Below are 24819 nucleotides of genomic sequence, written 5' to 3' on the forward strand. Positions count from 1 at the left end.
CCTGCAACATGGAAAGGCCGATGGCCGGGAAGCTACTTGCCGTAGAGCTCGCCCCGCCGCAGGCGCCGGTACATGTCCAGCGCGTCGTGGAGGATCGTCACCGCTTCGTCGGGACCGAGGAAGTCGGTGACCTCGACGGCCTTGTTCTCCAGGGTCTTGTAGTCCTCGAAGAAGCGCTTGATCTCGCGAAGGGTGTGCCCCGGCAGCTGGGTGTGGTCCATGTAGTCGTTGAACGCCGGGTCGAGGGTGCTGACGGCGATGATCTTGTCGTCCAGCCCCTTCTCGTCGCGCATCCGCATCACGCCGATGGCCCGGGCCTGCACCACGGTCAGGGGGTGCACCGGCTCCTGCCCGAGCACCAGGGCGTCGAGCGGGTCGCCATCGTCACAGAACGACCGGGGGATGAACCCGTAGTTGGCCGGGTAGTAGACCGCGCTGTAGAGCACCCGGTCCAGCCGCATCAGGCCCGACTCCTTGTCGAGCTCGTACTTGTTCTTGCTCCCCATCGGCACCTCGATGACGACGGGGAAGGTCTTCGCGATGAGGTGGTCGTCGACGTAGATGTCGTGCCAGGGATGCATGCCGGGGCAATTGTACCGTTCCGGCCAGGGACAAGGGACGAGGACGCAAGACACGAGGGAGACAAGGGACAAGGGGAGAGGCACAGGGGACGAGGGACGAGGCTGGGTGTGCGGCAGCGGCCGGTCGGAACGGCGGAAACGCGAGCTTGGGACGCTCGTGCCGTGACCCCCGTGGCTGGTCCTCGGTCCCTTGTTCCTGTCCCTCCTGCCTTGTCTTCCTTGTGACTGCGTACCCGTCCCTCGTCCCTCGCCCGCCCGGTACCCTCCCTTATGCATGGCCCGACCGCGATAAGCGCCGGCGGCGTCGCTGTCGTACTCTAGGACGGTTAAATGTCTCGCGTTGCCCACCACCTGTCCGCTGTCGTCGCGTCCTCCATCCGCCCGCGCCGCTCGCCGGCGCTGACGTCGCTCGTCCTGGCCGCCACGGCCGGGCTGGCCGCCTGCGGTGGCGGGCAGGGCAGCCCCGCCGCCAAGGGCGACGGGCGTGGCATCGCCCCCAAGGGCGCGCCGGTGCCGGTCAACGTCCGGCCGGCGCAGGAAGCCTCGCTCGAGCGGGCAGTCACGGTGAGCGGGACCCTGGCGGCCGAGGATCAGGTTGCGTTGGGGTTCAAGGTGGCAGGGCGGATCGAGACCATTGCGGTCGACCTCGGCAGCCGCGTCCAGCGCGGCCAGACCATCGCCCGGCTTGCTCCCGTCGACTTCCAGCTGCGCGTCGAGCAGGCCGAGGCGGCCCTGCAGCAGGCGCGCGCGCGCCTCGGACTCGATCCGAAGGGCGCCAGCGAGGAGGTCGACCCTGACCGGACCGCCGTCGTGCGGCAGGCCCGGGCCGTCCTGGACGAGGCGAAGCTGAACTACAGCCGCGTGAAGACGTTCGTCGACCGCGGCATCTCATCACGCGCCGAGCTCGACTCGGCCGACGCGGCGCTCAAGGTGGCCGACGGGCGCTACGAAGATGCCGTCGAGGAGGTCCGCAATCGACAGGCGCTGCTGACCCAGCGCAAGACGGAGCTCGACCTGGCGCGCCAGCAGCTGAGCGACTCGACGCTCATCGCGCCCTTCGACGGCATCATCCGCGAGCGCACGGTGTCGCCGGGGCAGTACGTGAACGCCGGCGCCCCCATCGCCACGCTGGTCCGGATGCACCCGCTGCGCCTGCAGGCCGACGTGCCGGAGCGCGACGCCAGCAGCGTGAAGGTCGGCCAGGCCGTGAAGGTGCGGGTCGAAGGGGACGCCACCAGCTACGAGGGACGCGTGGTCCGCGTCAGCCCCGCCATCGACGAGCAGAGCCGGTCGCTCCGTATCGAGGCCGAGGTGGGCAATCAGGCCGGCACGATTCGTCCTGGCTCGTTTGCCACCGCCGACATCGTCATTGCCTCGGCGTCGCCGGCCATTGTCGTCCCGGCCAGCGCCATCGTCTCCTTTGCCGGCGTGGAGAAGGTCCTGACCGTGGCGGACGGCAAGGTGGTCGAGCGTCGGATCGAGCTCGGCCGTCGCGAGGGCAAGGCCGTGGAGGTGTTGAAGGGCCTCACGGCTGGCGAACGCGTCATCGTCGAGCCGGGCAACCTGGTCGACGGCGAGGCCGTGAAGGTGAATCCATAGCAACGCCGACCGCCGAACGCCGGACGTGGGCCCGAAGGCCGAGGGCCGCATGACGAAGGCCGAGTAATCCATGCACCAACTCGCAGACATCTGCATTCGCCGCCCGGTCTTCGCCAGCATGATCGTGCTGTCGCTGGTGGTGGTCGGCGCGGCCGCCTACCTGGGGCTCGGGGTCGACCGCTTCCCGTCGGTCGACCTGCCGACCGTGCGCGTCCAGACCGTGCTGCCAGGCGCCTCGCCGGAGGAAGTCGAGGTGCTGGTCAGCCAGCGGCTCGAGGAGGTCATCAACACGGTCGAGGGGATCTCCGAGCTCCGCAGCATCTCCGGCCAGGGCATTTCCCTGGTGCTGGTCACCTTCGACCTCAACCGCGACGTCGACGTCGCGGCGCAGGACGTGCGTGACCGCGTCGCGACCGTGCTCAGTCGCCTGCCGCGCGACGCCCGCCCGCCGGTGATCGCCAAGTTCGACAACGACTCGACGCCGGTCATGTCGATCGCGCTGTCGGGCAACCGGTCGGTGCGCGAGCTCACCGAGCTGGCCGACAAGGTCGCCAAGGTGCAGCTCGAGCGTCGGCCGGGGGTCGGCGAGGTGCTCATCGTCGGGGGCCAGGAGCGGGCCATCAGCGTGTGGCTCGACGCCAACCGCCTCGCCGCCTACGGAATCCCGGTGAGCGCCGTGCGCGATGCCCTCGTGCGCCAGAACGCCGACCTGCCGGGCGGCAACGTGACGACCGACGTGCAGGAGCGCGTGCTCCGGACGATGGGGCGCGTCACCACGCCGGCCGACTTCGCCAACATCGTGATCACCAACCGCGGCGGCGTGCCGCTGCGGATCAGCGACGTCGGTCGGGTCGAGGACGGCACCAAGGAGCAGCGCAGCCTGGCGCGCCTCGACGGCAAGCCCACCGTGATCATGGAGGTGCGGCGCCAGTCTGGTGCCAACACGGTGGCCGTGATCGAGGGGATCAAGGACGTCATGCCGCGCGTGCAGGCGCAGCTGCCTGCCGACGTGAAGCTCGACGTCATCCGCGACCAGTCGACCTACATCTACAACGCGCTGCACGAGATCAACACCCACCTCGTGCTGGGCAGCGTGCTGGCGTGCCTGGTGGTGATGCTCTTCATGCGCAGCTGGCGCTCGACGATCATCGCCGGCATCGCCATCCCCGCCTCGGTGATCTCGACGTTCGGCGTGATGCGCGCGCTCGACTTCACGCTGAACAGCGTCACCATGCTCGCCCTGGTGCTGATGGTCGGCATCGTCATCGACGATGCGATCGTGGTGCTGGAGAACATCTTCCGGTGGGTGGAAGAGAAGAAGATGGACAGCTTCGCGGCGGCCAAGGCGGCGACCGCGGAGATCGCGCTGCCGGTGATGGCGACCACGTTGAGCCTGGCCGTGATCTTCATCCCGGTCTCGTTCATGTCGAGCATCTCGGGACGTTTCCTCTACCAGTTCGGCATCACGGCGGCGGTGGCGATCCTGGTCAGCCTGCTGGTGAGCTTCACGCTGACGCCGATGATGAGCGCCAGGCTGCTCAAGGGCGAGGTCGCCAAGCACCAGGGGAGCCACGGCGCCAGTTCCCGCGCCGGCTTCTACCGCCACATCGACGGGTTCTACACGCGCGCCCTCGGCTGGTCGATGCGGCACCGCGCGCTCGTGATGGCCATCGGACTGGTGGTCGCGCTGTCGTCGATTCCGCTATACGGCCTCGTGCGGCAGGAGTACGTGCCGAGCGACGTCGACGAGGCCGAGTTCGAGGGCAACGTGAACGCGCCCGAGGGCACCAGCGTCGCGGCCATGGACGAGGCCATGCGTCGCATCGAGTCGGAGGTCCGGCGGATCCCGGGCGTGCGGACGGTGCTGGCCACGGTCGGTGGCAGCTTCCTCGGTGCGGTCAACCAGGCGCAGCTGTACATCCGCATCGCGCCGCACGAGGAGCGGTTGTTCTCCATCAGCCGGCTGCTGAAGGAGACCCTCCGCCTGCAGCCCTGGAAGGCCTTCGAGGGCAACTACACGCAGCGCGAGGTGATGGGGCGCGTCCGGGCCGTGATCCGCAAGTACCCGGACCTGCGCGGCGGCCCGCGCAACGTCCAGTCGTTCAACTTCGGCGGCGGGCCGTTCGAGATCGACGTGTCGTTGCAGGGGCCCGTGCTCGAGGACCTCGCGCGCTTCACCGAGCAGCTCCGCAAGAAGGCGCCGGAACTCGGCGTCGTCGATGCCGATACCACGCTCAAGCTCGATCGTCCCGAGCTGCGCGTGCAGATCGATCGGGCCCGGTCGGCCGACCTCGACGTCGACACCCAGGACGTCGCCTCGGCCCTGCGCCTCCTGGTGGGCGGCGACGACGAGGTGACCCGCTATCGCGACGTGGCCATCAACGACGACTACGACGTGCAGTTGCGCCTGACCGACGCCGACCGCCGCGACGTCGCCACCATCGGCCGCCTGCTCGTGCCGTCGCGCGATGGCAAGCTGATCCGCCTCGACAACCTCGTGACGATCGAGCAGTCCACCAGCCCGTCGCGCGTCGACCGCCTCGACCGCCAGCGCGACGCGCGCGTCCGCGGCAACGTCGCCCAGGGCTACGCGCTCGCCGACCGCCTCGCGGTGCTGCGGCAGGCCGCCGACGACATGAAGCTGCCGTCCGGCTACGTCTTCACGATCGGCGGACGCGGCAAGGAACTCGAGAAGACGTTCGTCGAGTTCCTCTGGGCGTTCTCGCTGTCGGTCATCTTCATGTACATGATCCTGGCCGCGCAGTTCGAGAGCGTCATCCACCCGTTCACGATCCTGTTGTCGCTGCCGCTCTCGGTGCCGTTCGCGCTGCTGTCGCTGTGGGCGACGGGCAACACGCTCAACCTGTTCTCGGCGCTCGGCCTCCTGGTGCTGTTCGGCGTCGTGAAGAAGAACTCGATCCTGCAGATCGACCACATGAACAACCTGCGGGCGCACGGCATGCCGCGCGGCGAGGCGATCATCCAGGCCAACCGTGACCGTCTGCGCCCGATCCTGATGACGACCCTCGCCCTGGTCGGGGGCATGCTGCCGCTGGCGCTGGGCACCGGCCCAGGCGCCGAGGAGCGCCGGACGATTGCCGTCGTCGTCATCGGCGGCCAGACGCTGTCGCTGCTGCTCACGCTGCTGGTCACGCCGGTGGCCTACTCGGTCTTCGAGGACCTCGCGGCGACCGAGGGCTGGAACCGCCTGCGCTCCAGGCTGACCGGGTGGAAGCCGACGCCAAGGACCGCCGCGTAGGCATTTCAGGATTGCAGAATTTCAGAATGTCACCACCGCCGAAGCGTCTCGAAGGTTGGCGGTGGTCATGAAATTCTGAAATTCCTGAACTTGTGCAAGTATCCCGTCCACCCATGGCTCAGCCCTCAGCCACGCGCGACAGCCAGCGCGCCATCACCCTGTCGGTGATGGTCGCGGCGCTCGGCTACTTCGTCGACATCTACGACCTGCTCCTGTTCAGCATCGTCCGCGTCCCCAGCCTGCGCAGCCTGGGCATCGAGGGCGACGAGCTGCTGCGGGCCGGGGAGCGGCTGCTCAACATGCAGATGACCGGCATGTTGCTCGGCGGGCTGTTGTGGGGCGTGCTCGGGGACCGCAAGGGCCGCCTCAGCGTGCTGTTCGGGTCGATCTTCATGTACTCGGCGGCCAACATCGCCAACGCGTGGGTGCAGAGCGTCGAGGCGTACGCCTGGCTGCGGTTCATCGCCGGCATCGGCCTGGCCGGTGAACTGGGCGCCGGCATCACGCTGGTCAGCGAGATCATGCCGAAGGAGACCCGTGGCTACGGCACGACCATCGTCGCCGCGACGGGCATCCTGGGCGCCGTCTTCGCGGCGCTGGTCGGCGACATGTTCGACTGGCGCGTCTCCTACATCGTCGGCGGCGTGATGGGCTTCGCGTTGCTGGCGCTGCGCATCGGCGTGTACGAGTCGGGCATGTTCGAGGCCGTCAAGCAGATCGGCAGCAGCCGGGGCAACGTGCTGCAGCTGTTCAACCGGTGGGATCGAGCCCGCAAGTACTTCGCGGTGATCCTGATCGGCGTGCCGATCTGGTACGTGATCGGCATCCTCATCACCTTCTCGCCGGAACTGGGCAAGGCGCTCGGCATGACCGAAGTCCCCGCGGCGGGGCGGGCGGTGATGTTCGCCTATCTCGGGTTGGCGGGCGGCGACTTCGCGAGCGGGTTCTTCTCGCAGTTCATCGGCAGTCGTCGCCGCGTGGTGCTGCTCTTCCAGCTGCTGACGACGGTGTTTGTCGCCACCTACTTCTTCCTCGCGCCCTTCACGTTGACCGGCTTCTACGCGCTGTGCGTCGCGCTCGGGTTCAGCGTCGGCTACTGGGCGGTGTTCGTCACGGTCGCCTCGGAACAGTTCGGCACGAACATCCGGGCGACGGCCACGACCACGGTGCCCAACGTGGTGCGCGGATCGGTGGTGCTCCTGACCTCGTCGGTGGCGTGGCTGCGCCCGCAGGTCGGCGTCGTGCGCAGCGCCATCATCGTCGGCATGGTGGCGCTGGCCATCAGCTACGTCGCCCTGTGGGGCCTCGAGGAGACCTTCGGGAAGGACCTCGATTACGTGGAGGAGTAGAGGGCGGGGAAACCGCGGGCGCGCCGGGAGCGTCCTTCCGGAATGGCATGACCACCGACGTGTTGCCAGCCACCATCGATCTCCATCGTCCCCTGAAGCGGGCCACCTTCGAACTGTCCACCACGGCGTGGCTGCCGCAGTCGGTGGACGAGGTCTTCCCGTTCTTCGGCGACGCCCACAACCTGGACATCCTGACGCCGCCCTGGCTCCGCTTCGCGATCCTCACCCCGAAGCCGATTCCGATGCACGCAGGTACGTTGATCGACTACCGCATCAGCCTGCGCGGCCTCCCGATGCGTTGGCGCACCCGCATCAGCCTCTGGGAACCGAACCGTCGCTTCGTGGACGAGCAGTTGCGCGGGCCGTACCTCGAGTGGATCCACACCCACACCTTCGAGCCGCTCGACGGGGGCACGTTGATGAAGGACACGGTGCGGTATCGGGTGCCAGGGGGCGGACTGGTCAACCGCTTCTTCGTGCAGCACGACGTGGAGCGGATCTTCCGCTATCGCCTCGAGGCGCTCCGCAGGCACTTCGGCTGCGGCCCGAGCCCGCACGACCGCGACGTGGCCGTGCGGCGGCTGCGGTGATTGTGGCGATGTGAAATTTGAAACTTGAAATTCGACGGCGGCCTGGCCTTCGGCCGCCTTGGCGCCAGGCGCAGCCGGCGCGCGAGAATTGCAAATCTCAGATTTCGAATTACTGAGGCCGCTCCATCGGGGGAAGGACCGCCAGGAAGTCCTGCTCGAATCGCCGCGCATACTCGCCCAGCAGGTGCTGCACGCGATCGTAGTCGGGCGATCCGACGATGAGCGCGACGTGATGGCGCTTGGCGGGGCGCAGCACGATCTCCGGATCGGTGTACGCGCCCGTGTCGGGCCACTCCTGGCGGGCGAGGGCGAGCACGACCCCCGCGTAGTCGCCCCGCTGCGGCGGCAGCGCATACGGCTCCTCGCCCCTGGCGATTTCCAGGTTCGCCCACTCGCGCCAGACGTTGACGCCGGTGGCTGCCTCGAGCGAGTCGGCGATGAACGCGCCGCCGACGCGCCCGGCCACTTCGAGGAAGTAGAACTCGCCGTCGGCCGAGCGGATGAACTCGGCGTGCGTGGCGCCGCGCTTGAAGCCCAGCGTCGTCAGCAGCGCCCGGTTCATCTCCAGCAGCGCCCGCTCCTCGTCCGAGCCGCGACGCACGGTGTTGGTGAGGAAGACGCCGCCCGAGTGGGCCACTTCCATCGGTGGTCGCCAGTACCGGTTGACCCCGGCGAAGATCACCTCGCCGCCCTCCACGAGGGAGTCGACGTGGAACACGTCCCCGGGGACGAACTTCTCGAGCAGGTAGTGCGTGGATCGCTCGGTCACCACCGGACGCGCGTCGAGGGCGTCGATGGCGCGCCAGACCAGCTCGGGGTCGTGCAGCTTCTGGATGCCGACCGCCGACACGTCCGACCGGGGCTTGAGCACCCAGGGGCCAGGCACCGCCTGCATGTACCCGCGGATCTCGTCGTAGTTGAGCACGTGGACGAAGTCGGGCACGCGGATGCCGGCCTCGAAGGCCTTGACGCGCATGGCCAGCTTGTCGCGGAACAGGCGCGCCGTGGTGGTGCCCATGCCCGGGATGCGCAGGTGCTCGCGGATCATCGCCGCGTGCATGACGTCGTACTCCTCGAGGGCGACGATGCGGTCCACGCGGTTGTGACGGGCGAACTCCGAGACGACCTCCACGAAGACGTCCGCGCCGGCCGCATTGGGCACCGTGAGCGTCTCGTCGATGCTGTCGCGCGCCCAGTCCTCGTCCCGGAGCTTCTCCTTGATCACCAGCACGACGCGGCAGCCGCGGCGCCGCAGCTGGCGCAGGAACTCGTTGCCCTTGAAGTAGCTCGCAAGACAGACGACGGTCATCGACGCACCATGGGAGTGTTCAGGACGGCAGGGACGCAGGGCACCGACGCGACGCGCGGGGAGCGAGGGTGGGGGGCGACGGAGACCGCCGGGCGTCCTGCCAGGACCAATCCTTCACAATCTGAACGAATTCGCCGGAACCTGCAATCGCAAATTGACGCAATGGCGTCGCTGCCGTTCCGGTCTCACTCCAGGATCTTGGCGCGCAGCGCCGCGTCGGGCAGTTCGCAGGCGGGCAGCATCCCGGAGATCCGGTGCCGGATGGCGGCCACCACGCGGTAGGCCGCATCCCGCAACGGCCTCGGCACCAGCAGGAGGACACCGGCGGCCGACCACGGGCGGCCCAACTGGACGGCGATGCGGAGGACGGCGTCGGACCGCAGCCAGGTCCCTTCCTCGTCCAGCAGGACCATCGAATTGGGGGCCAGGCCGACGCCCGCCTCGGCCAGCAGGCGGGTCCCCGCGGCGGCCTGTCGCGCCGCGAAGCGGAAGCGGTCGCGCCGGTCGTGACGATGGATGAAGCGCACGGAGCGCTGGCAGAACAGGCAGTCGCCGTCGAACACCACGGTGGCGGGCACGCGCAACCTCCAGAGGTGAGACGTCAGCCGATGCGCATCGGCCCCCGCGGCCGGTCGTCGAACGTCTCGCCCGGGTAGAGCACCTGCTCGAGGAAGAGCCCGGCGGCCGGCGCGGTCAGGCGCGCCACCTCGGCCCCGTCGCCGCGCAGCAACCGGGTCACGTCGGCCTCGCGCAACTCGCCCGTGCCCACTCGCACGAGCACGCCCACCATGCGCCGCACCATCCGCCAGAGGAAGTGCGAGCCGGTCACCCTGATCAGGACCAGCGCGTCGTCTTCGACGATCTCCACCGCATCGACCTGCACGATGGTGCTCTTCTCGTCGGCGTCGTCGTCGGTGAACGCCTCGTAGTCGAGCCGACCCACCAGTCGCGCCGCGCCACGCCGCATGGCCTCGACGTCGAGCGGGTCGCGCACCCACCACACGAAGGGCTTGGCGAACGCCGTGCGCCGCCGGCTCACCTGGTACACGTAGCGGCGCGCCACGGCATCGTGCCTGGCGTGGAAGCGGTGCGGCACCGTGCGCAGGTCGCGCACGCAGATGTCGGAGGGCAGCGCCTCGTTGAGGCGTGCCAGCAGCGTCGCAGGTGGCAGGGTGGTGGCGACGTCGAGGTGCGCCACCTGACCCAATGCATGCACGCCGGCGTCGGTGCGACCCGCGCCGTAGACCTCGACCCGGTCCCGGCGGCCGGTGACCTTCTGGACGGCCTCGAGCAGGTCGCCCTGCACGGTGCGGGCGTTGCGCTGCACCTGCCAGCCGGAATACCGGGTGCCGTTGTACTCGACGAGGAGGCGAAAGCGGGGCACGGCTACTGCCCCGGCCCGATGGTCGGGGCAGCGGGCAGCGAGGCCCGGCCGATGAGCTGGCCGCCTTCGGTCTCGACGTCGACGTGCAGCGCCTTGCCGGCCAGGTCTGGCGACAGCGACAGCGGCGTCCAGAGTCGGTAGCCTTCCTTGCGGCCGCCATCGACGTCGTACCACCGCGAACGCTTGATCGCCTGGTCCCCCAGGTACCACACGTGCCGCACCCGATCGTGCAGCCCGCTCGGCGCGTGGATCGCCGTCACCACGTACACCTGGCCACGCGGGTCGCTGGGCGTCGCGGCGATCACCTTGCGGATCTGCGGCCCGTTGCGCATGTCCACCTGCGTGCCGAACGCTGCCGCCTGGATCCGCAGCGGCGCCGGCGGGATGAACGGCCGGCCGTACTCGACGATGAGGAACAGGCCGAGCACGATGAGCCCGCCGGCGAACCACGTGCGCTGCCAGTCGATCCGCTTCTCGCTCATGATCAGCGTGGTCGCGCCGAGGGCCGCGATCCCGGCCGCCATCCACAGCGCCTGCGCCGACCGGATCTGCCAGAGGATCGGCAGCGCCGCCGCCGCGCCGGCGAACACCGAGAAGGCGAAGAACAGGGCGGTCAGCACGCGCCGCATCGCGACGTGCCGGTCGTAGACCAGGTCCATCGTGGAGAGCAGTGCCGCGGTGGCCAGCAGCACGACGAACAGCACGTTGCGGCTGCCCGTCGTCGTGCTCAGCCAGTACACGGGCAGGATGAAGAACAGCAGCTGCTGGTAGAAGTTCTTGTTCAAGTAGTTGATGACCAGTTGCGCGCGCAGCCGCCACGTGCGCGACAACCCGCCGCCCCGCACGATGAAGGGCAGCGCCATGCTGGTCACCCAGATGAACCCCACGTGGATCACCGCGATGCGCAGGTACGCGACGTTGCGCGAGCCGAGCCACATCACGCCGATGCCGAAGGCGAGCGCCCAGAGGCTGTGGAGCCACCAGAGCTGCGTCTCGTGGGCCTCGAGCCAACCGGTCGCGCCTTCCCAGGCCGCGCGCGGCAACCAGCGCAGGGCGGGGCGCTCACGGGGTTCGTCGAGGACCTCCACTCCCCAATTCTACGGGACGCGTCCCCCTTGCTGCCGGGCCTGCTTGCGCAGGCGATCGATCAGGTCGCGCAGGTCGTCGGGCAGCGGCGCCGTCAGTTCGACCTGCGCGCCGGTGACCGGATGCGCGAAGGCCAGGCGTTGCGCGTGCAACGCCTGCCTCGGGAACCGCACGCCGTGGCCCGGCGCTCCCTCGCGTGGACGGTAGCGGCGATCGCCGACCAGGGAGTGGCCCCGCAAGTGCGCCTGTGCCCGAATCTGGCCTTGCCGGCCCGTGTGCAAGGTGATCTCGAGGAGCGTCGTCTCGGCAAACCGACTCACCACGCGATAGGCGCACGACGCGTCGCGTGCCTCGGGATCGCCCTCGCGCGCCGGTCGCTGCACGAAGGCCTCCTCGTCCCAGCTCAGCCGATCTTCCCAGATGCCCTCGGCGGGCGACGGGTGGCCGTTGACCAGCGCCAGGTAGATGCGGGTCGGCGTGCGGCGTGCGAACTGGTGCACGAGGGTCATCCGCGCCCGTTCCGTGAGGGCGAAGAGCACGAGCCCCGAGGTGTCCTTGTCGATCCGGTGCACGACCAGCGGCGCCCGGGTGCGGTGCGAGCGGTATCGGTCGTGGAGCAGTGCCAAGACGGATGGCGTGGCGCTCTCGCCGTCGAGCGGCACGGTGAGCAGGCCGGCAGGCTTGTTGACCACGACCAGCGACTCGTCCTCGTGCAGGATGTCGAGCCCGTCACGTGCGGCAGGCCGTGGGGCCTTCGCCGCCGAGCCCGGACGGTCCATCCAGAGGCGAATACGGTCGCCGACGGCCAGTTCCCTCGACGCTGCCGGCAGGCCGACCTCCTCGTCGTTGACGAAGACGCGGCCGCGCGCCAGCGCGTCGGCGGCGCGGCTGCGAGACGCGGCACGGCCCGGGACCGCCAGGAACTTGTCGAGGCGCTGCCCGGCATCGGCGTCCTGGACCTCCCAGGTCTGGTCACTCTTCACTCGACAAGCGTACCGCTTCGGCGTCGTCGGGCGTCGGTGCATGGCCCTGTGGGGCAGGGGCGGCGCATGGTCGGGTCGGGGCCGCGCCTCGTGCTACCCTGCCGGCCGGCCATGCGCATCGGAATCGACCTGGGCGGCACCAAGATCGAGGCTCTGGCACTCGGCGACCACGGCGAATCGCTCCATCGCGAGCGGCTGCCGACGCCGCGGCACGACTACGAGGGCACGCTGGCGGCGATCGGCGAACTGGTGCGCCGCTGCGAGAGCGCCACGGGCAGGACGGGCACGGTCGGCGTCGGCATGCCCGGGGCGATCTCGCCGGCGACCGGCCTGGTCAAGAACGCCAACTCCACCTGGTTGAACCGCCAGCCCTTCGCCGAGGATCTGCAGCGGGTGCTCGGGCGTCAGGTCCGGTTCGCCAACGACGCCAACTGCCTCGCCCTGTCGGAGGCCACCGACGGCGCGGCGGCGGGCGCGCCGGTCGTGTTCGGCGTGATTCTCGGCACCGGGGTCGGTGGCGGACTCGTGGTCAACGGCAACGCGGTGATTGGCGCCAATGCCGTGGGCGGGGAGTGGGGTCACAACATGCTGCCCTGGCCGGAGGACGACGAATATCCCGGTCCCGCCTGCTACTGCGGCCTGACGGGCTGCATCGAGACGTGGCTGTCGGGTCCGGCCTTCGCCCGCGACTTCCTGCACCATGCCGGACGCGAAGCGACGGCGGCGCAGGTGCTCACGATGGCCGAGGGCGGCGACGCCGAGGCCGAGGCCGCGTGGCGGCGCTACGAGCGGCGCCTGGCCCGCGCCCTCGCCAGCCTGATCAACATCGTCGATCCCGACGTCATCGTGGCCGGCGGCGGCCTGTCCAACGTCGGGCGCCTGTTCACCAACGTTCCTGCGTTGTGGGAGCAGTGGGTGTTCTCCGACCGCGTCGACACGAGGTTCGTGCCGGCCATGTACGGGGACTCGAGCGGCGTGCGCGGCGCGGCCTGGCTGTGGTGACGCGCCATGTCGTGACGGGCTGGCGCCCGGCGCGATCGTCGTCGCCGTCGCCCTGCTCACACCGTAGCCGCCGCCCTGCTCACACCGTAGCCGTCGCCCTTGGGCGACGGTCAGTCAGTGCTGCCGCGCTGCGCGTCGGGCAAGCCCGACGCCTACACATCGAGGCGAGCCCGACGCCTACACATCGAGGCAAGCCGGGCGCCTTCAGCCCCGGGTCGAGCCCGACGCCTGCACCGGGGCAGGCGCGACGCCTAGACGCCCCGCAATTGCGCGACGAACGCCGCGACCTCCGGGTCGGCGGGCGCCGCGCGCACCTCGTCGAGCGTCCCGGACTGCACGAGGCGGCCATCGTGCATCACCGACAGCCGGTCGCCGAGCAGCGCGGCCTCCTCGAGGTCGTGGGTCACGAACAGGATGGTCTTGCGCACCCGTTGCTGCAGTGCGCGTAGCTCCTCCTGCAGCTTCCGGCGCATCAGGGCATCGACGGCCGAGAACGGCTCGTCCATCAACAGCACGTCGGCGTCGGTGGCGAGCGCGCGCGCGATGCCGACACGCTGCTGCATGCCGCCCGACAACTCGCGCACGTCGCGGTCGCCCCAACCGGCCAGGCCGACCAGCGCGAGCTTCTCCTCGACGATGGCCCGACGCGTCGCCGGGGGATCGCCGCGCAACTCGAGGCCGAGCGCGACGTTCTCGGCCACCGTGCGCGTCGGCAGCAGCGCGAACTGCTGGAAGACCATGGCGACGCGCCGCCGTCGGACCTGCCGGAGGCGCTCCTGGTCGCAGGTGGCGACGTCGACGTCGCTGTCGCCGTCGGTGATCCACACGTGCCCCCGCGTCACGGCGGTGAGCCGGTTGGCCGTCCGCAGCAGCGTCGACTTGCCGGATCCGGAGGGGCCGACCAGCACCGAGAGCTCGCCACGCCTGACCCCGAGCGAGGCCGCGCGCACCGCGACCAGCACGTCGTGGCGCTCGGCAACCTCCGTCCGCGTCGCGCCGGCATCGCAGTCGGCCAGCGCGGCGGCCAGCCGTCGCGCCCGCGAGCGCGCCGGGCCGCGTGGGAAGAGCACGTCCACGGCGTCGAAGCGGAGCACGTCGCTCACCGGCGGTCGTTCCGATCGCTGGGGCGGGCGAGCCGATCGAGGATGATGGCGACCAGTACGATCGCCACGCCGGCCTCGATGCCCATCCCCACCTGCACCGTGTTCAGGGCGCGGACCACCGGGACGCCGAGCCCGCCCGCCCCGACCAGCGCGGCGATCACGACCATGGAGAGGCTGAGCATGATGCACTGGCTGATGCCGGTGAGGATGGCCGACGCCGCGCTCGGCAACTCGATCTTGGTGAGCAGCTGCCATGGCGTCGCGCCGAAGGCCTGTCCGGCCTCGACGAGCGGCCGCGGCACCGAGGCGATGCCGAGCTGCGTGAGGCGAATCGGCGCGGGCAGCGCGAAGACCACCGTCGACAGCAGGCCTGGCACCACACCGAGGCCGAAGAGCACGAGCGTCGGCGTGAGGTAGACGAAGGTCGGCAGCGTCTGCATCAGGTCGAGCACCGGTCGCAGCGCCGCGTCGACCGCCGGCACGCGAGCCGCCAGGACGCCGACGGGCACGCCGATGGCGGTGCTCACACCGGCCGCCACGAGCACGAGGGCGAGCGTCTCCAGCGTCGCGGCCCAGTACCCGAGATTCATGATCAGCAGCAGCGCCGCGAGCACGAAGACCGCAAGCGCGAGGGAGCGTCGCCGCCACCACGCCGCGGCGACCAGGAGCGCCATCAGGAGCGGGGCCGGCGTGCGGGTCAGCGCGGCGTGCGCGCCGCCGACCACGGCCGCCACGATGCGCGACACGAGGTCGAAGCCGCCGCGCGCGTGGCCTCGCGCGACGTCGACCAGGGTGGTCGCCGCCCGGCCGAGAGGCAGCTTGTGGGCGGTGATCAGCCGCTCGAACGATCCGCGGCGATCGCCCTCGAAGGCACCGGTGGCTCCGGGCGGGGACACCGGCACGCGGGCCGTCACGCCCGTCAGCCACGCCTCGCGACGCGCCGGGTGGGAGGCGATCCACGAGCGGGCGGCCTCGGCCGGCGAACGACGCTGCGTCAGGATGGCGTCCATCCACGCGTTCTCCTCGTCGACGGTGAAGACGAGGTTGCGGAGGAGGCGACCCACGTTGGGGCAGGCGGCCGCGTACCCGCGCCGCGTCAGCGTGTGCACGGTGGCGCCGCCGTAGTCGGGCCCGAACCAGGCGTCGCCACCCGACAGGTACCGCAGTGCGATGCGCGTGTTCATCGGATGGGGCGCCCATCCCAGGAACACGATGGGCCGACGTGCACGCACCGCGCGGTCCACCTCGGCCAGCATGCCCTGCTCGCTCGATTCCACCAGGGTGAAGCCCCGCAGGCCTGCCGCGCCCGTCCTGATCATCGCCAGCAGGGTCTCGTTGGCCTCGTTGCCGGGCTCGATGCCGTGGATGCGCCCTCCCAGCGCCTGGCGGAAGCGCCCGATGTCGGCGAAGTCGCGCAGGCCTTCGTCCCAGAGGTAGGCGGGCACCGCCAGCGTGTAGCGCGCGCCTCGCAGGTTGGTCGCCACGACGTCCACGGCGTGATCGGCGAGGTAGGGCGCCAGCATCTCCTGCTGCGACGGCATCCAGTTGCCGAGGAAGACGTCGACGTCGGCGTTGCGGAGCGAGGCGAACGTCACCGGCACCGACAGCACCGTGGTGCGGGGCTCGTACCCGAGGGAGGTGAGGAGGTCGGCCAGCACGGCCGTGGTCGCGCTGACGTCGGTCCAGCCGACGTCCGAGAGACGAACGACCCGGCAGGCGTCGGGGTCAGGGGGCGCAGGCGCCTGCGCGAACGTCGGGCTCGTCAGGGCCAGCAGCGCAGCCGCGACGAGCCAGCCTCGCCGGTCAGCGACAGATTGCGACACCGGGGCGCGCCGCGTCGACGGCCAGCGTGATGCGCGTCACGTTCCGCGCCCCGACCTCGATGGTGCAGTCGCTCGTGAAGGCGCTGCCGCTGGCGGTCACGACCTGAAGCCGGTAGGCGCCGGGGGCCACCGCGGGCGCCGCGAAGACACCGGAACCATCGCTCACCACGTCGGAGGGGCCCGATGTCCGTCCCGCGGCATCGAGGCGAACCTGCGCGCCGTCCACTGGGGCGCCCGTGCCGTCCTCGAGCGTCCCGAGGACGTGGCCCACGGTGTCCTTCCAGGGGGTCGCCGGGCGCGGGACGGGCACGAGGAACAGGGGCGGCTGTCCGGGATCGACCACCTGACCGCTGGTGGTGCGTCCCGTGCGCAGGGCGGAGGCGAAGTCCTCGACCGGCCGCTGCGGCGTGTCGCGACCGACCGGCTGCGACAGCGGGTTGTTGACGACGGGGGCGTTGTTGGCTGCGAGGGAGAAGAACGTGATGCCGCCGCTCGGGCCTGCGGCATCGAGGGCGCCGCGGGCCTGCCGCATCGTCCCCTCGAGGGAGTTCTGGTAGGCGCCGAGCCCGATCACGAAGGGACGCGCCGGCTGCGCCGTGGCGAGCCACGTGAGCCAGCCGGTGAACTCGTCAGCACCGGACGTCACGTGTTCCTGCCGGTAGACCTGCGGCACGATGACGTCGACCGAGCCGTCGGCCGCCCATCGGAACCAGTCCTGGAACACGCGCCCGTACGCGACGGTGCCGCGCGAATCACCTTGCGGGGGCGCGCCGCTGGCGTTGGCCGACACACTCACCACGAGCGAGGGGCGCACGGCGAGCGCGGCGAGCGCCACGCGACGGGTAAGGGCCGAAATCTGCTCGCGACGCCAGTCGCTCCAGGCGGCGTCGTCCTGGCCCGGCAGCCCCGTCTGGCCGGTGCGGGCCCGGAAGCGTGCCACCGACACGGCGTTGTAGCCGATGCTGGCGCTGCCCGACGGAGCTTCGGGGTAGTGCAGGGCGTCGATGCGCAACCCGTCGACCGGGTAGCGCTGCACCAGTGCCGTCACCAGGTCGACGACGTAGGTCGCCGCGGCCGGGTGGCCGAAGTCGAGCCAGTAGTCGTTGCCGAACCGGTAGCCCTCCATGGAGGTGCCATTGCCGTCGGGCTGCAGCGTGCGGGTCAGCCAGTTCTCGGCGCCCTCGACCAGGCGGCCGCCGTTGAAACCGTGGCGGATGAAGACGTGGCGCGGGTCGGACGGTGCGGTCGAGAGGTGCCAGACCGGGCCGAGGGTGACCAGCGCATGCACCTCGATGCCGGCCGTACGGGCCTTCGCGATGATGTCCCCGAGCGGGTCGAAACCGGGATCGATGGCGACGTTCTCGGGGGCCGGCTCGCCCGAATCGAGGTAGAACGCGTCGCCACGCCGTCGCACCTGCACGTACAGCACGTTGGCGTGCATGGCGGCGGCGCGCGAGACCACCAGCGAGACGTCCTCAGGCGATCCGACCCGGCTGTTGAAGGTGTCGACGAAGGCCGCCCGCCAGCGGGGGACCGCGTCCTGGGCGTAGGAAGGCGCACTGACCGCACATACCGCCAGCGTGACGGCCAGGAGGCCGGTCAACCACCGGGGCAGGCGGTCGTTCAAGAGCCCGGACAGGGTTGAACGGCCACGCACGCTGATGCGATGGTAATGAGCCATGCGTCCGTTTGTCCACGCTTCAGTCGGGATGAGTCGCGGTCGTCCCGCTGGTCCGGCGTGAATTTCGTCTCCTGGGCCTTCGCGGCGCTTCTGCTGATCGTCTGGCTCGCTCGCGTCACCGTGGGCAGGCGCAAGGTCGAGCGCCCCTACGTCTGGGTCCTGCTGGTAGCCAGCCTCGTGTTCTATGGCTGGCACATTCCCGCCTACCTGTGGGTCCTGCTGCTGTCGGCCGCCATCGACTACCAGGCCGCCATGGCCCTGGAGCGGCCCGGCAGGTCGGAGCGTGCTCGCAAGGCCATCCTCGCCGTGTCCCTGGGCACGAATCTGGGCCTGCTGGCCTTCTTCAAGTATTTCGGGTTCGCGCTCGACAACCTGCAGTGGGCGTCGGAGCGGGTCGGCCTGCCCTTCGATCGGCCGACCTGGTCGGTGGTCCTCCCGATGGGCATCAGCTTCTACACGTTCCAGTCGATGAGCTACACGATCGACGTCTACCGACGGGAGCTGCGGGCGCTGGCGAGCTTCCGCGACTTCCTCCTGTTCATCGCCTTCTTTCCGCAGCTGGTCGCGGGGCCGATCGTCCGCGCCTCGGAGTTCCTGCCACAGATGCCGCGGGTGCGGCGCCTCCACTGGCCGGTGGTCGCTTCGGGACTGGCGCTCATCGTCGAGGGCTACTTCCTCAAGATGGTGTGCGCCGACAACCTGGCCGGCTACGTGGACAAGTACTGGGCCCAGGGCTACCGGGTGGATGGCAACAGCGTCGTGATGGTCTGGCTGGCCCTGCTGTTCAGCGGCCAGATCTTCTGTGACTTCGCCGGGTACTCGCAGATCGCCCGTGGCTGTGCCTACCTGCTCGGATACCGGTTGCCGGTCAACTTCCGCAGTCCGTACATCGCCGGGTCCTTCAAGAACTTCTGGGAGCGCTGGCACATCACGCTGTCGCGCTGGCTGCGCGACTACCTGTACGTCCCGCTGGGCGGCAACCGGGTGTCGCCGCGCCGTACGTACGTCAACCTGCTGGTGGTGATGCTGCTCGGCGGGCTGTGGCACGGGGCGGCCTGGACCTACGTGGTGTGGGGCGGGCTGCACGGGTCGGCGCTGGCCATCGAGCGCTGGCTCGGCCTGCATCGCGGCCTCGAACAGCGGGCGTGGTGGCTGCGCGCCGGCTGGGGCGTGGTCGTGCAGGTCGTGGTGTTGGTGGCCTGGGTGTTCTTCCGCAGCGAGTCGTTCCCGGGAGCCCTGCAGTTCCTGCGCAACGTGGCACGCCTGGAGCCGGCGACGCTGAACATGGAGATGTGGACCGGGCTGGCGTTCCTGCTGCCGATTGTCGTCGCGCACGCCTGGACCTGGCTGGTCGAGCACGGGTGGGTGGCGCCCCTCACGCCCATGCGACGCGCGGCGCTGACCGGCGCGTTGCTCTACGGCATCCTGACCGCCTACGGCAGCTCGAACGCCTTCATCTACTTCCAGTTCTGACCGGCAGTCGGCAGTCGGCAGTCGGCAGTCGGCCGGGAGGCGGGTATCCTGCAAGTGATGACCAAGCGAGACCGGAAGGCCGCGCGTGCCGTCCTGCTGGCGCTGGCGACGTTCGTCTTCTGCGCGGTCGAGGGCTGGGGCATCTGGAAGTTCTCGGCGCTCCGCCGCTTCGACCTCGACATCGCGACGGCGAAGCCGGCGCCGCCGGACCATTACCTCGCGCACGATCGCGGCGGTCACGTCGACCATCACGTGCTGTTCCACGGGCTCGACGAGGCGTCGCTGCAGCACCTGCGTCGCGCCGACGTCCTCCTGATGGGCAACTCCCGACTGATGTTCGCCCTGCGCGGCGACGCCCTGCGCCGCTACTTCACGGCGCGCGGGCTCCGGCCGTTCGCTCTCGGCTTCGGACATCAGGAGCAGCACCGTTTTCCGCAGGAAGTGATGACGCGGCACGGGTTGCGGCCGAAGGTGGTCCTGGCCAACGTCGACAACTTCTTCGGTGGCGTCACCTCGCCGTGGGGCGAGCGTGTCCTGGCCGACACCGCCTTCGATGCGCGCAAGGCGGAGTTCGAGGCCAACGCCTCGCACGTGGTGCGCCGGGTCCTGCACCGCGTCGTGCCCCACGTCCCCGACCTGGTCGACGGCGAACGTGAGTTCGTCATCTACCGCGCCGAGCGCGACGGCAGCTGGTTCATCGCCACCGAGTTCGGCGCGAGCGCCCGATTGCGCGGCTTCTACAGTGGGCGCGATGTCGTCCGCCCGCACAACCTGGCGCTGGCCAGGGCATTCAAGGAGTCTGTCGAGGCCGCCGGTGCCCGGCTGGTGTTCGTGCTGGTGCCGGGGCCGGACGTCTCGCTGACTCATGCGCGGCAGCTGGCCGACATGACCGGCGTGCCGCTCGTCGCCCCGGAGGTCGAGGGCCTGCGGACGATGGACGGCTCGCATCTCACCGACGAGAGCGCCGAGCGGTACGCCTCGGTGTTCTTCCGGTACCTCGATCCCGTGCTGGACGAGGTGTTGCGATTACCATGAGCGGATGCGCACCCCAGGCCGGGTTCTCGTCGCGGCCGTGTTGGCGACGACGACCCTGCTCGCCGCCCCCGGGCAGGACGCCACGCCCCCGATGAACGGCACGCTCACCGACGTCGAAGGTCTGCTCGTCGGTCACGCGGTGCGCAGCGAACGTCCCACCGGATGCACCGTCATCGTCGCGCGAGATGGCGCCACTGGCGGCGTGGATGTCCGGGGGGCTGCCCCCGGCACCCGCGAGACCGATCTGCTCGATCCCCTGAACACCGTGGAACAGGTGCACGCGGTCGTGCTGGCTGGTGGCAGCGCGTTCGGCCTCGACGTGGCCAGTGGCGTGATGGCGTGGCTCGAGGGCCAGGGCATCGGGTTCCCGGTGGGCGGCCTGCGCGTTCCCATCGTGCCTGCCGCCATCCTCTTCGACCTCGGCGTGGGCGATGGCCGGATTCGACCGGACGCCTCCTGCGGTCGCTCGGCCGCGGCATCGGCTTCGAGCGCGCCGGTGGCGCAGGGCAACGTCGGCGCCGGCGCGGGCGCCACGGTGGGGAAGATGTACGGCCTGGCGCGCGCCATGAAGGGCGGCGTCGGGAGTGCCTCCATCCGCTTGCCCGATGGCACGGTCGTGGCGGCGCTGGTGGCCGTCAACGCGCGCGGCGACGTGATCGATCCGGACTCGGGCGCCGTGGTGGCCGGCGTGCGGACCGAGGACGGCCGCGGCCTGGCCGACGCGCGCGCCCTCCTGCGACGAGGGCTTCCGGCGCCGGGCGCGGCCGCCGAGAACACGACGATCGGCGTCGTCGCGACCAACGCGTCGCTGACCAAGACGCAGGCCAACCTCATGGCGCGCATGGCGCACGATGGCTTCGCTCGCGCGATTGCGCCCGTGCACACCCCGATGGACGGCGACACCATCTTCGCGCTCGCGACGGGACGCCGCGTCGGCCAGGCCGACGTCGGGCTGATCGGCGCGCTCGCCGCCGACGTCATGGCCCGGGCCATCGTCAATGCCGTACGCCACGCCGAGCCGCTGCCGGGCCTGCCGTCGGCGCGCAGCCTGGGCGCGCGGTAGCGCCGCATGCTGATCGCATCGCTGCTCGCGTACGCCGCAGGCCTCATCCTCCTCGGGTGGTGGTCGTCGCGGCATGCGACGGCGTCCGACTTCTTCGTCGCCGGTCGTCGGCTCTCGCCGACCCTCCTCGCGGGGACGCTCATCGCCGCCAACATCGGGGCGGGCTCGACGGTCGGGGCGGCCGGGCTGGGGTATCGCGACGGGATCGCCGCCTGGTGGTGGGTCGGCTCGGCGGGCGTGGGCTCGGTCGCGCTCGCGCTCTGGGTGGGACCGCGCATCTGGCGGGCAGCGGTTGCCGGCGACCATCGCACCCTGGGCGATTACCTCCACGCGCGTTTTGGCGCGGAGGTCCGCGGCCTGATGGCGGCGTTGCTGTGGGTCGGCTCCCTGGCGATCCTCGCGGCGCAGTTGATCGCGCTGGCCGGCCTGCTCGAGACGGTTGCCGGCGTGCCGCGCGCGTGGGGGTGCGTGATCGGCGGCCTCGTGAGCACGCTGTACTTCGCGACGGGCGGGCTGCTGTCCTCGGCGACCGTGAACGCGGTGCAGGTGGTGGTGCTGGTGGTCGGCTTGACGCTGGCCATTCCGTGGACGTGGCCTGCCGCGGGGCTCGCGGCGTCCCTGCCAGCCACGGTCCCGTCTGGCTATTGGCACCCGCTGTCGGATGGACCGAGCGGCATCGTGTATCTCGCGCTCCTCGGCCCGTCGTTCGTCGTGTCGCCGGGTCTCGTCCAGAAGGTCTACGGCGCCCGCGACGAGCGGGCCGTGCGGCTGGGCGTCATGGCCAACGCGGTCGTCCTGCTGGTGTTTGCCGCCATCCCGCCGCTGCTCGGCATGCTCGCCCGGGTCGGTCACCCCGACCTGGCCAACCACGAACTCGCGTTGCCGGTGATGCTGCGCGACGACCTGCCGACGTGGCTCGGGGCGCTCGCGCTCGCGGCGCTGTTCTCGGCCGAGGTGAGCACGGCCGACGCGGTGCTGTTCATGCTCTCGACGTCGTTGGCGCGCGACCTGTACGCCGGCCATCTCCGGCCCGGGGCCAGCCAGGCCGATCAACTGCGCGTGGTGCGCATCGCCTCGGTGGTGAGCGGCGCACTCGGCGTCGGCGTCGCCATCTGGGCCGGCAGCATCGTCACCTCGCTGAAACTGTTCTACAGCGTGCTCAGCGCCGGCCTGTTCGTGCCGGTGATGGCCGGCCTGTTCGTCCGCCGCGCCGGCCGCGCCGATGCGCTGACGTCGATGCTAGCAGGGATCATCACGACCGCGGTGCTGCACGTGGCGACGGGCGGCGTCGGCGTCGCCGGCCTGGCGCCAGTGGTGTGGGGGCTGGTCGCCTCCTGCGCGGCGCTGGGCGTCTCGTTGCTGCTGGCCGCGCCGGCCCGGCCAGCGGAAGGCTAGCGGTCGTCCGAGGCCGATCCAGCCGCGACCACGGTGGGTGACAGTGGTGGCGAGTCCAGCCAGGGCGCCAGATGCGGTGCGAGGGCTGCCGAGAGCGTGCGCATGTATGTGGCAGTGATGTGGTGCTTGTCTCGATACACGAGCACGTTGCCGACGACTGGTCGACATTCGATGCTGTCGCAGAAGTACCGTGACAGGTCGATGGTGGTCATGCCGGCCGGCAGGTCATCCCTGCCGTCGGCAGGATTGGTGCGGCCCAGCACGTCGTCCCGGCGCATGCGGCATCGAGGACTCGAGGCCCCGAACATGTCGATGCACTGCGCAGGGTCGAGGCGGCTCCAGGGGTTGTCGCGTACGGCGACGATCGCAATGCCCATCGCGCTGAGCTCGCGGAACTTCGCCACATAGCCCTCTGGCACGTACTCGATCAGGTTGCGTTCGCCGGCCGTCGAGTCGACGTCTCGAACGGCACGGGTGAGGATCGTGAACACGGCATCGGGGCGTGCGTTGCGCAGGACCTCGATCACCTTGCGGTTCCAGCGGAGACATGACGCCACGGCAGGGCCTGGTGTCTTGTCGGTGCGCGGGTCGTCGCTGAACCAACAGGCACTCTTGGTCAGGTTCAGGATCCTGACGCCGTGCCGCTCGGCAAGATCCTGCAGCGCAGGCAGCCACTGGGCAGAGTGTGACCCGCCGACGAGCGCAATCGTGTGCCGGGCGTCAGCGCGGCCGTACTGGCAGACCTTCGCGACTTCACTCTTGTCGTCCTGGTGGCACCCGTCGCGATAGGAGACAGGCAGGTCTCCCTTGACCGCGAAAGGCTCGGGTATCGGCGCCCGAGGCGCCAACGCGGCCCCGAGGGTGGGTTCCATGAGGACCCGAGCTCCGGGATAGGCGGCGCCGTCGTGGCGCGCGCCAGCGCGTTGCGCCGCCCGTCGGATCCGAGCGGTGTACTCCTGCCATCCGGCAAGGCTCCCTACGAGCACCCCACCGCAGACTGCCGCCACGGCCAGGGTACGGGCGGGCGATAGGCCCGCGGCGGCCTTCCGGACCGGGGACTCGATGAAGGTCGTCGTGAGCCAGGCGAGGACGCCGGCGACGGCGATGATGCCGAGGCCGGCGAGCAGCGAGACCTCCGGATGCTGCGAGTACGCGAGGTAGAACACCAGCAAGGGCCAGTGCCACAGGTAGAACGCGTACGAGATGTCGCCGACGACGACCAGCGGCGTCGCGGCCAGGAGTCGGTCTGCGCCGAACCGGGACCCACTCGTGCCGGCGACGAGCACCAGCGCCGCAGCGAGCGTGGGCCACAGCGCGGCATACCCGGGGAAGAGGCGGGAGACCGGCAGCAGGGCTCCGCAGCTGACCACCGCCAGCAGGCCCGTCCATCCCAGGAGCGTGCGGACCATCGTTGACAGCGGCCGACCCGCGAAGAACAACGACACCATCCCCCCGAGTGCGAACTCCCACAGGCGGGCGAAGGTGTTGAAGTAGGTGAACGGCTGATTGAGGCGCGTGGCCACGATGGAGAACGCGAGCGACACGCCTCCAACGACGACCAGTGCCGTCTGCAGTCCTGCGCGCGCCGGCCGGCCACTCGCGTGGGCCAGGCGTGCGGCCGCCACCAACAGGATCGGCCAGAGGACGTAGAACTGGCCTTGGGTCGACAGCGCCCAGAAATGCATGAAGGGACTGGGCGTCTCTTCTCGGGCCAGATAGTCGACGGCGTTGAGGGCGAGTTGCCAGTTCTCGAGATACACCGCCGACGCCAGGGCCTCACGTATGGCGTCAGCCCATAGGACCCGAGGCAGCAGGAGGTACACGGCCAGGCTCGTCACCGCGATCACCGTGAGAGCCGCCGGCAGCAAGCGCCCGAGCAGCCGCGCCGAGTAGCTGCCGAAGTCGACGCGCCCGGAACGCTCGATCTGTCTCACCAGCGAGCCGATGATCAGGAACCCGGACACCACGAAGAACACGTCGACCCCACCTGACACGCGGCGAAACCAGATGTGGTAGGCCGCCACGAGGAGGGCGGCTACGGTGCGCAGTCCCTGGATCTCGGGCCGGAACGCCTCTTCGACGCTTCGCGGTGGGGCAGTCATCC

19 protein-coding genes are annotated in these 24819 nt (G+C 70.2%); 9 read left to right on the forward strand and 10 right to left on the reverse strand.

The annotated features are described in order from the left end of the window. Window positions 1-32 precede the first annotated feature (32 nt). Window positions 33-581 (reverse strand): inorganic diphosphatase, encoded by a 549-nt coding sequence (locus TBR22_RS11735; protein ID WP_239493174.1) that lies wholly within the window; start codon window positions 579-581, stop codon window positions 33-35. 330 nt (window positions 582-911) lie between these two features. Between TBR22_RS11735 and TBR22_RS11740 the strand changes: the two genes are divergently transcribed. The 4 genes from TBR22_RS11740 (at window position 912) to TBR22_RS11755 (ending at window position 7378) form a co-directional block, all read left to right on the forward strand. Then, the gene (locus TBR22_RS11740; RefSeq protein ID WP_239493175.1) at window positions 912-2180 is read left to right on the forward strand and encodes an efflux RND transporter periplasmic adaptor subunit; all 1269 of its coding nucleotides are present in this window, start codon (window positions 912-914) and stop codon (window positions 2178-2180) included. A gap of 70 nt (window positions 2181-2250) precedes the next feature. Next, window positions 2251-5439, forward strand: a complete 3189-nt coding sequence (locus tag TBR22_RS11745; RefSeq protein WP_239493176.1) for an efflux RND transporter permease subunit — start codon at window positions 2251-2253, stop codon at window positions 5437-5439. 113 nt (window positions 5440-5552) lie between these two features. Then, complete coding sequence (locus TBR22_RS11750) at window positions 5553-6788, forward strand: MFS transporter (RefSeq protein ID WP_239493177.1); 1236 nt, start codon at window positions 5553-5555, stop codon at window positions 6786-6788. 47 nt (window positions 6789-6835) lie between these two features. After that, a complete protein-coding gene (locus TBR22_RS11755) occupies window positions 6836-7378 on the forward strand; it encodes an SRPBCC family protein (RefSeq protein ID WP_239493178.1) in 543 nt (180 codons plus the stop codon). A gap of 109 nt (window positions 7379-7487) precedes the next feature. Here TBR22_RS11755 and TBR22_RS11760 read toward each other — a convergent pair whose 3' ends face one another. The 5 genes from TBR22_RS11760 to TBR22_RS11780 all read right to left on the reverse strand — a co-directional run bounded on the left by TBR22_RS11760 (window position 7488) and on the right by TBR22_RS11780 (window position 12140). Further along, on the reverse strand, window positions 7488-8687 hold the full coding sequence (locus TBR22_RS11760; protein WP_239493179.1) for an acetyl-CoA carboxylase biotin carboxylase subunit family protein: 1200 nt from the start codon (window positions 8685-8687) through the stop codon (window positions 7488-7490). A gap of 185 nt (window positions 8688-8872) precedes the next feature. Further along, window positions 8873-9265 (reverse strand): thiol-disulfide oxidoreductase DCC family protein, encoded by a 393-nt coding sequence (locus TBR22_RS11765; RefSeq protein WP_239493180.1) that lies wholly within the window; start codon window positions 9263-9265, stop codon window positions 8873-8875. A 23-nt stretch (window positions 9266-9288) separates the two neighbouring features. Then, entirely contained in the window at window positions 9289-10071 is a 783-nt protein-coding gene (gene truA / locus TBR22_RS11770) for a tRNA pseudouridine(38-40) synthase TruA (protein ID WP_239493181.1), read from the reverse strand. Between the two features lie 2 nt (window positions 10072-10073). Beyond that, window positions 10074-11159 carry a DUF5924 family protein gene (locus tag TBR22_RS11775; RefSeq protein WP_239493182.1) on the reverse strand — a complete coding sequence of 362 codons (1086 nt, stop codon included), beginning with the start codon at window positions 11157-11159 and terminating at the stop codon, window positions 10074-10076. 9 nt (window positions 11160-11168) lie between these two features. Then, entirely contained in the window at window positions 11169-12140 is a 972-nt protein-coding gene (locus tag TBR22_RS11780; RefSeq protein WP_239493183.1) for an RluA family pseudouridine synthase, read from the reverse strand. A gap of 111 nt (window positions 12141-12251) precedes the next feature. Between TBR22_RS11780 and TBR22_RS11785 the strand changes: the two genes are divergently transcribed. Further along, window positions 12252-13142 (forward strand): ROK family protein, encoded by an 891-nt coding sequence (locus tag TBR22_RS11785; RefSeq protein ID WP_239493184.1) that lies wholly within the window; start codon window positions 12252-12254, stop codon window positions 13140-13142. A 251-nt stretch (window positions 13143-13393) separates the two neighbouring features. Here the strand turns inward: TBR22_RS11785 and TBR22_RS11790 are convergent, their stop codons facing one another. Genes TBR22_RS11790 through TBR22_RS11800 form a run of 3 tightly spaced genes read right to left on the reverse strand, consistent with a single transcriptional unit; the run spans window position 13394 to window position 17749 of the window. After that, window positions 13394-14245 carry an ATP-binding cassette domain-containing protein gene (locus tag TBR22_RS11790; protein ID WP_239493185.1) on the reverse strand — a complete coding sequence of 284 codons (852 nt, stop codon included), beginning with the start codon at window positions 14243-14245 and terminating at the stop codon, window positions 13394-13396. Next, the gene (gene choX, locus TBR22_RS11795) at window positions 14242-16068 is read right to left on the reverse strand and encodes a choline ABC transporter substrate-binding protein (protein ID WP_239493186.1); all 1827 of its coding nucleotides are present in this window, start codon (window positions 16066-16068) and stop codon (window positions 14242-14244) included. The genes TBR22_RS11790 and choX overlap by 4 nt, the downstream gene beginning before the upstream one ends. Beyond that, entirely contained in the window at window positions 16049-17749 is a 1701-nt protein-coding gene (locus TBR22_RS11800; RefSeq protein ID WP_239493187.1) for a glycoside hydrolase family 10 protein, read from the reverse strand. Before TBR22_RS11800 ends, choX begins: the two co-directional genes overlap by 20 nt. A 57-nt stretch (window positions 17750-17806) precedes the next feature. Here TBR22_RS11800 and TBR22_RS11805 point away from each other — a divergent pair, with 57 nt between their 5' ends. From TBR22_RS11805 to TBR22_RS11820, 4 genes are read left to right on the forward strand one after another with little or no spacing between them, the layout of a single operon-like run. Continuing rightward, complete coding sequence (locus TBR22_RS11805; RefSeq protein ID WP_239493188.1) at window positions 17807-19222, forward strand: MBOAT family protein; 1416 nt, start codon at window positions 17807-17809, stop codon at window positions 19220-19222. Window positions 19223-19279: 57 nt separating this feature from the next. Then, a complete protein-coding gene (locus tag TBR22_RS11810) occupies window positions 19280-20257 on the forward strand; it encodes a hypothetical protein (protein WP_239493189.1) in 978 nt (325 codons plus the stop codon). 4 nt (window positions 20258-20261) lie between these two features. Next, entirely contained in the window at window positions 20262-21320 is a 1059-nt protein-coding gene (locus tag TBR22_RS11815) for a P1 family peptidase (protein ID WP_239493190.1), read from the forward strand. A gap of 6 nt (window positions 21321-21326) precedes the next feature. Next, window positions 21327-22715: a sodium:solute symporter family protein gene (locus TBR22_RS11820; protein WP_239493191.1), complete on the forward strand. Its 1389-nt coding sequence runs from the start codon at window positions 21327-21329 to the stop codon at window positions 22713-22715. Here the strand turns inward: TBR22_RS11820 and TBR22_RS11825 are convergent. Continuing rightward, a complete protein-coding gene (locus TBR22_RS11825; RefSeq protein WP_239493192.1) occupies window positions 22712-24817 on the reverse strand; it encodes an acyltransferase family protein in 2106 nt (701 codons plus the stop codon). The two genes, TBR22_RS11820 and TBR22_RS11825, sit on opposite strands and share 4 nt — an antisense overlap. Window positions 24818-24819: the final 2 nt, after the last annotated feature.

This window comes from Luteitalea sp. TBR-22, assembly GCF_016865485.1.
In the GTDB taxonomy this organism is placed as follows: domain Bacteria; phylum Acidobacteriota; class Vicinamibacteria; order Vicinamibacterales; family Vicinamibacteraceae; genus Luteitalea.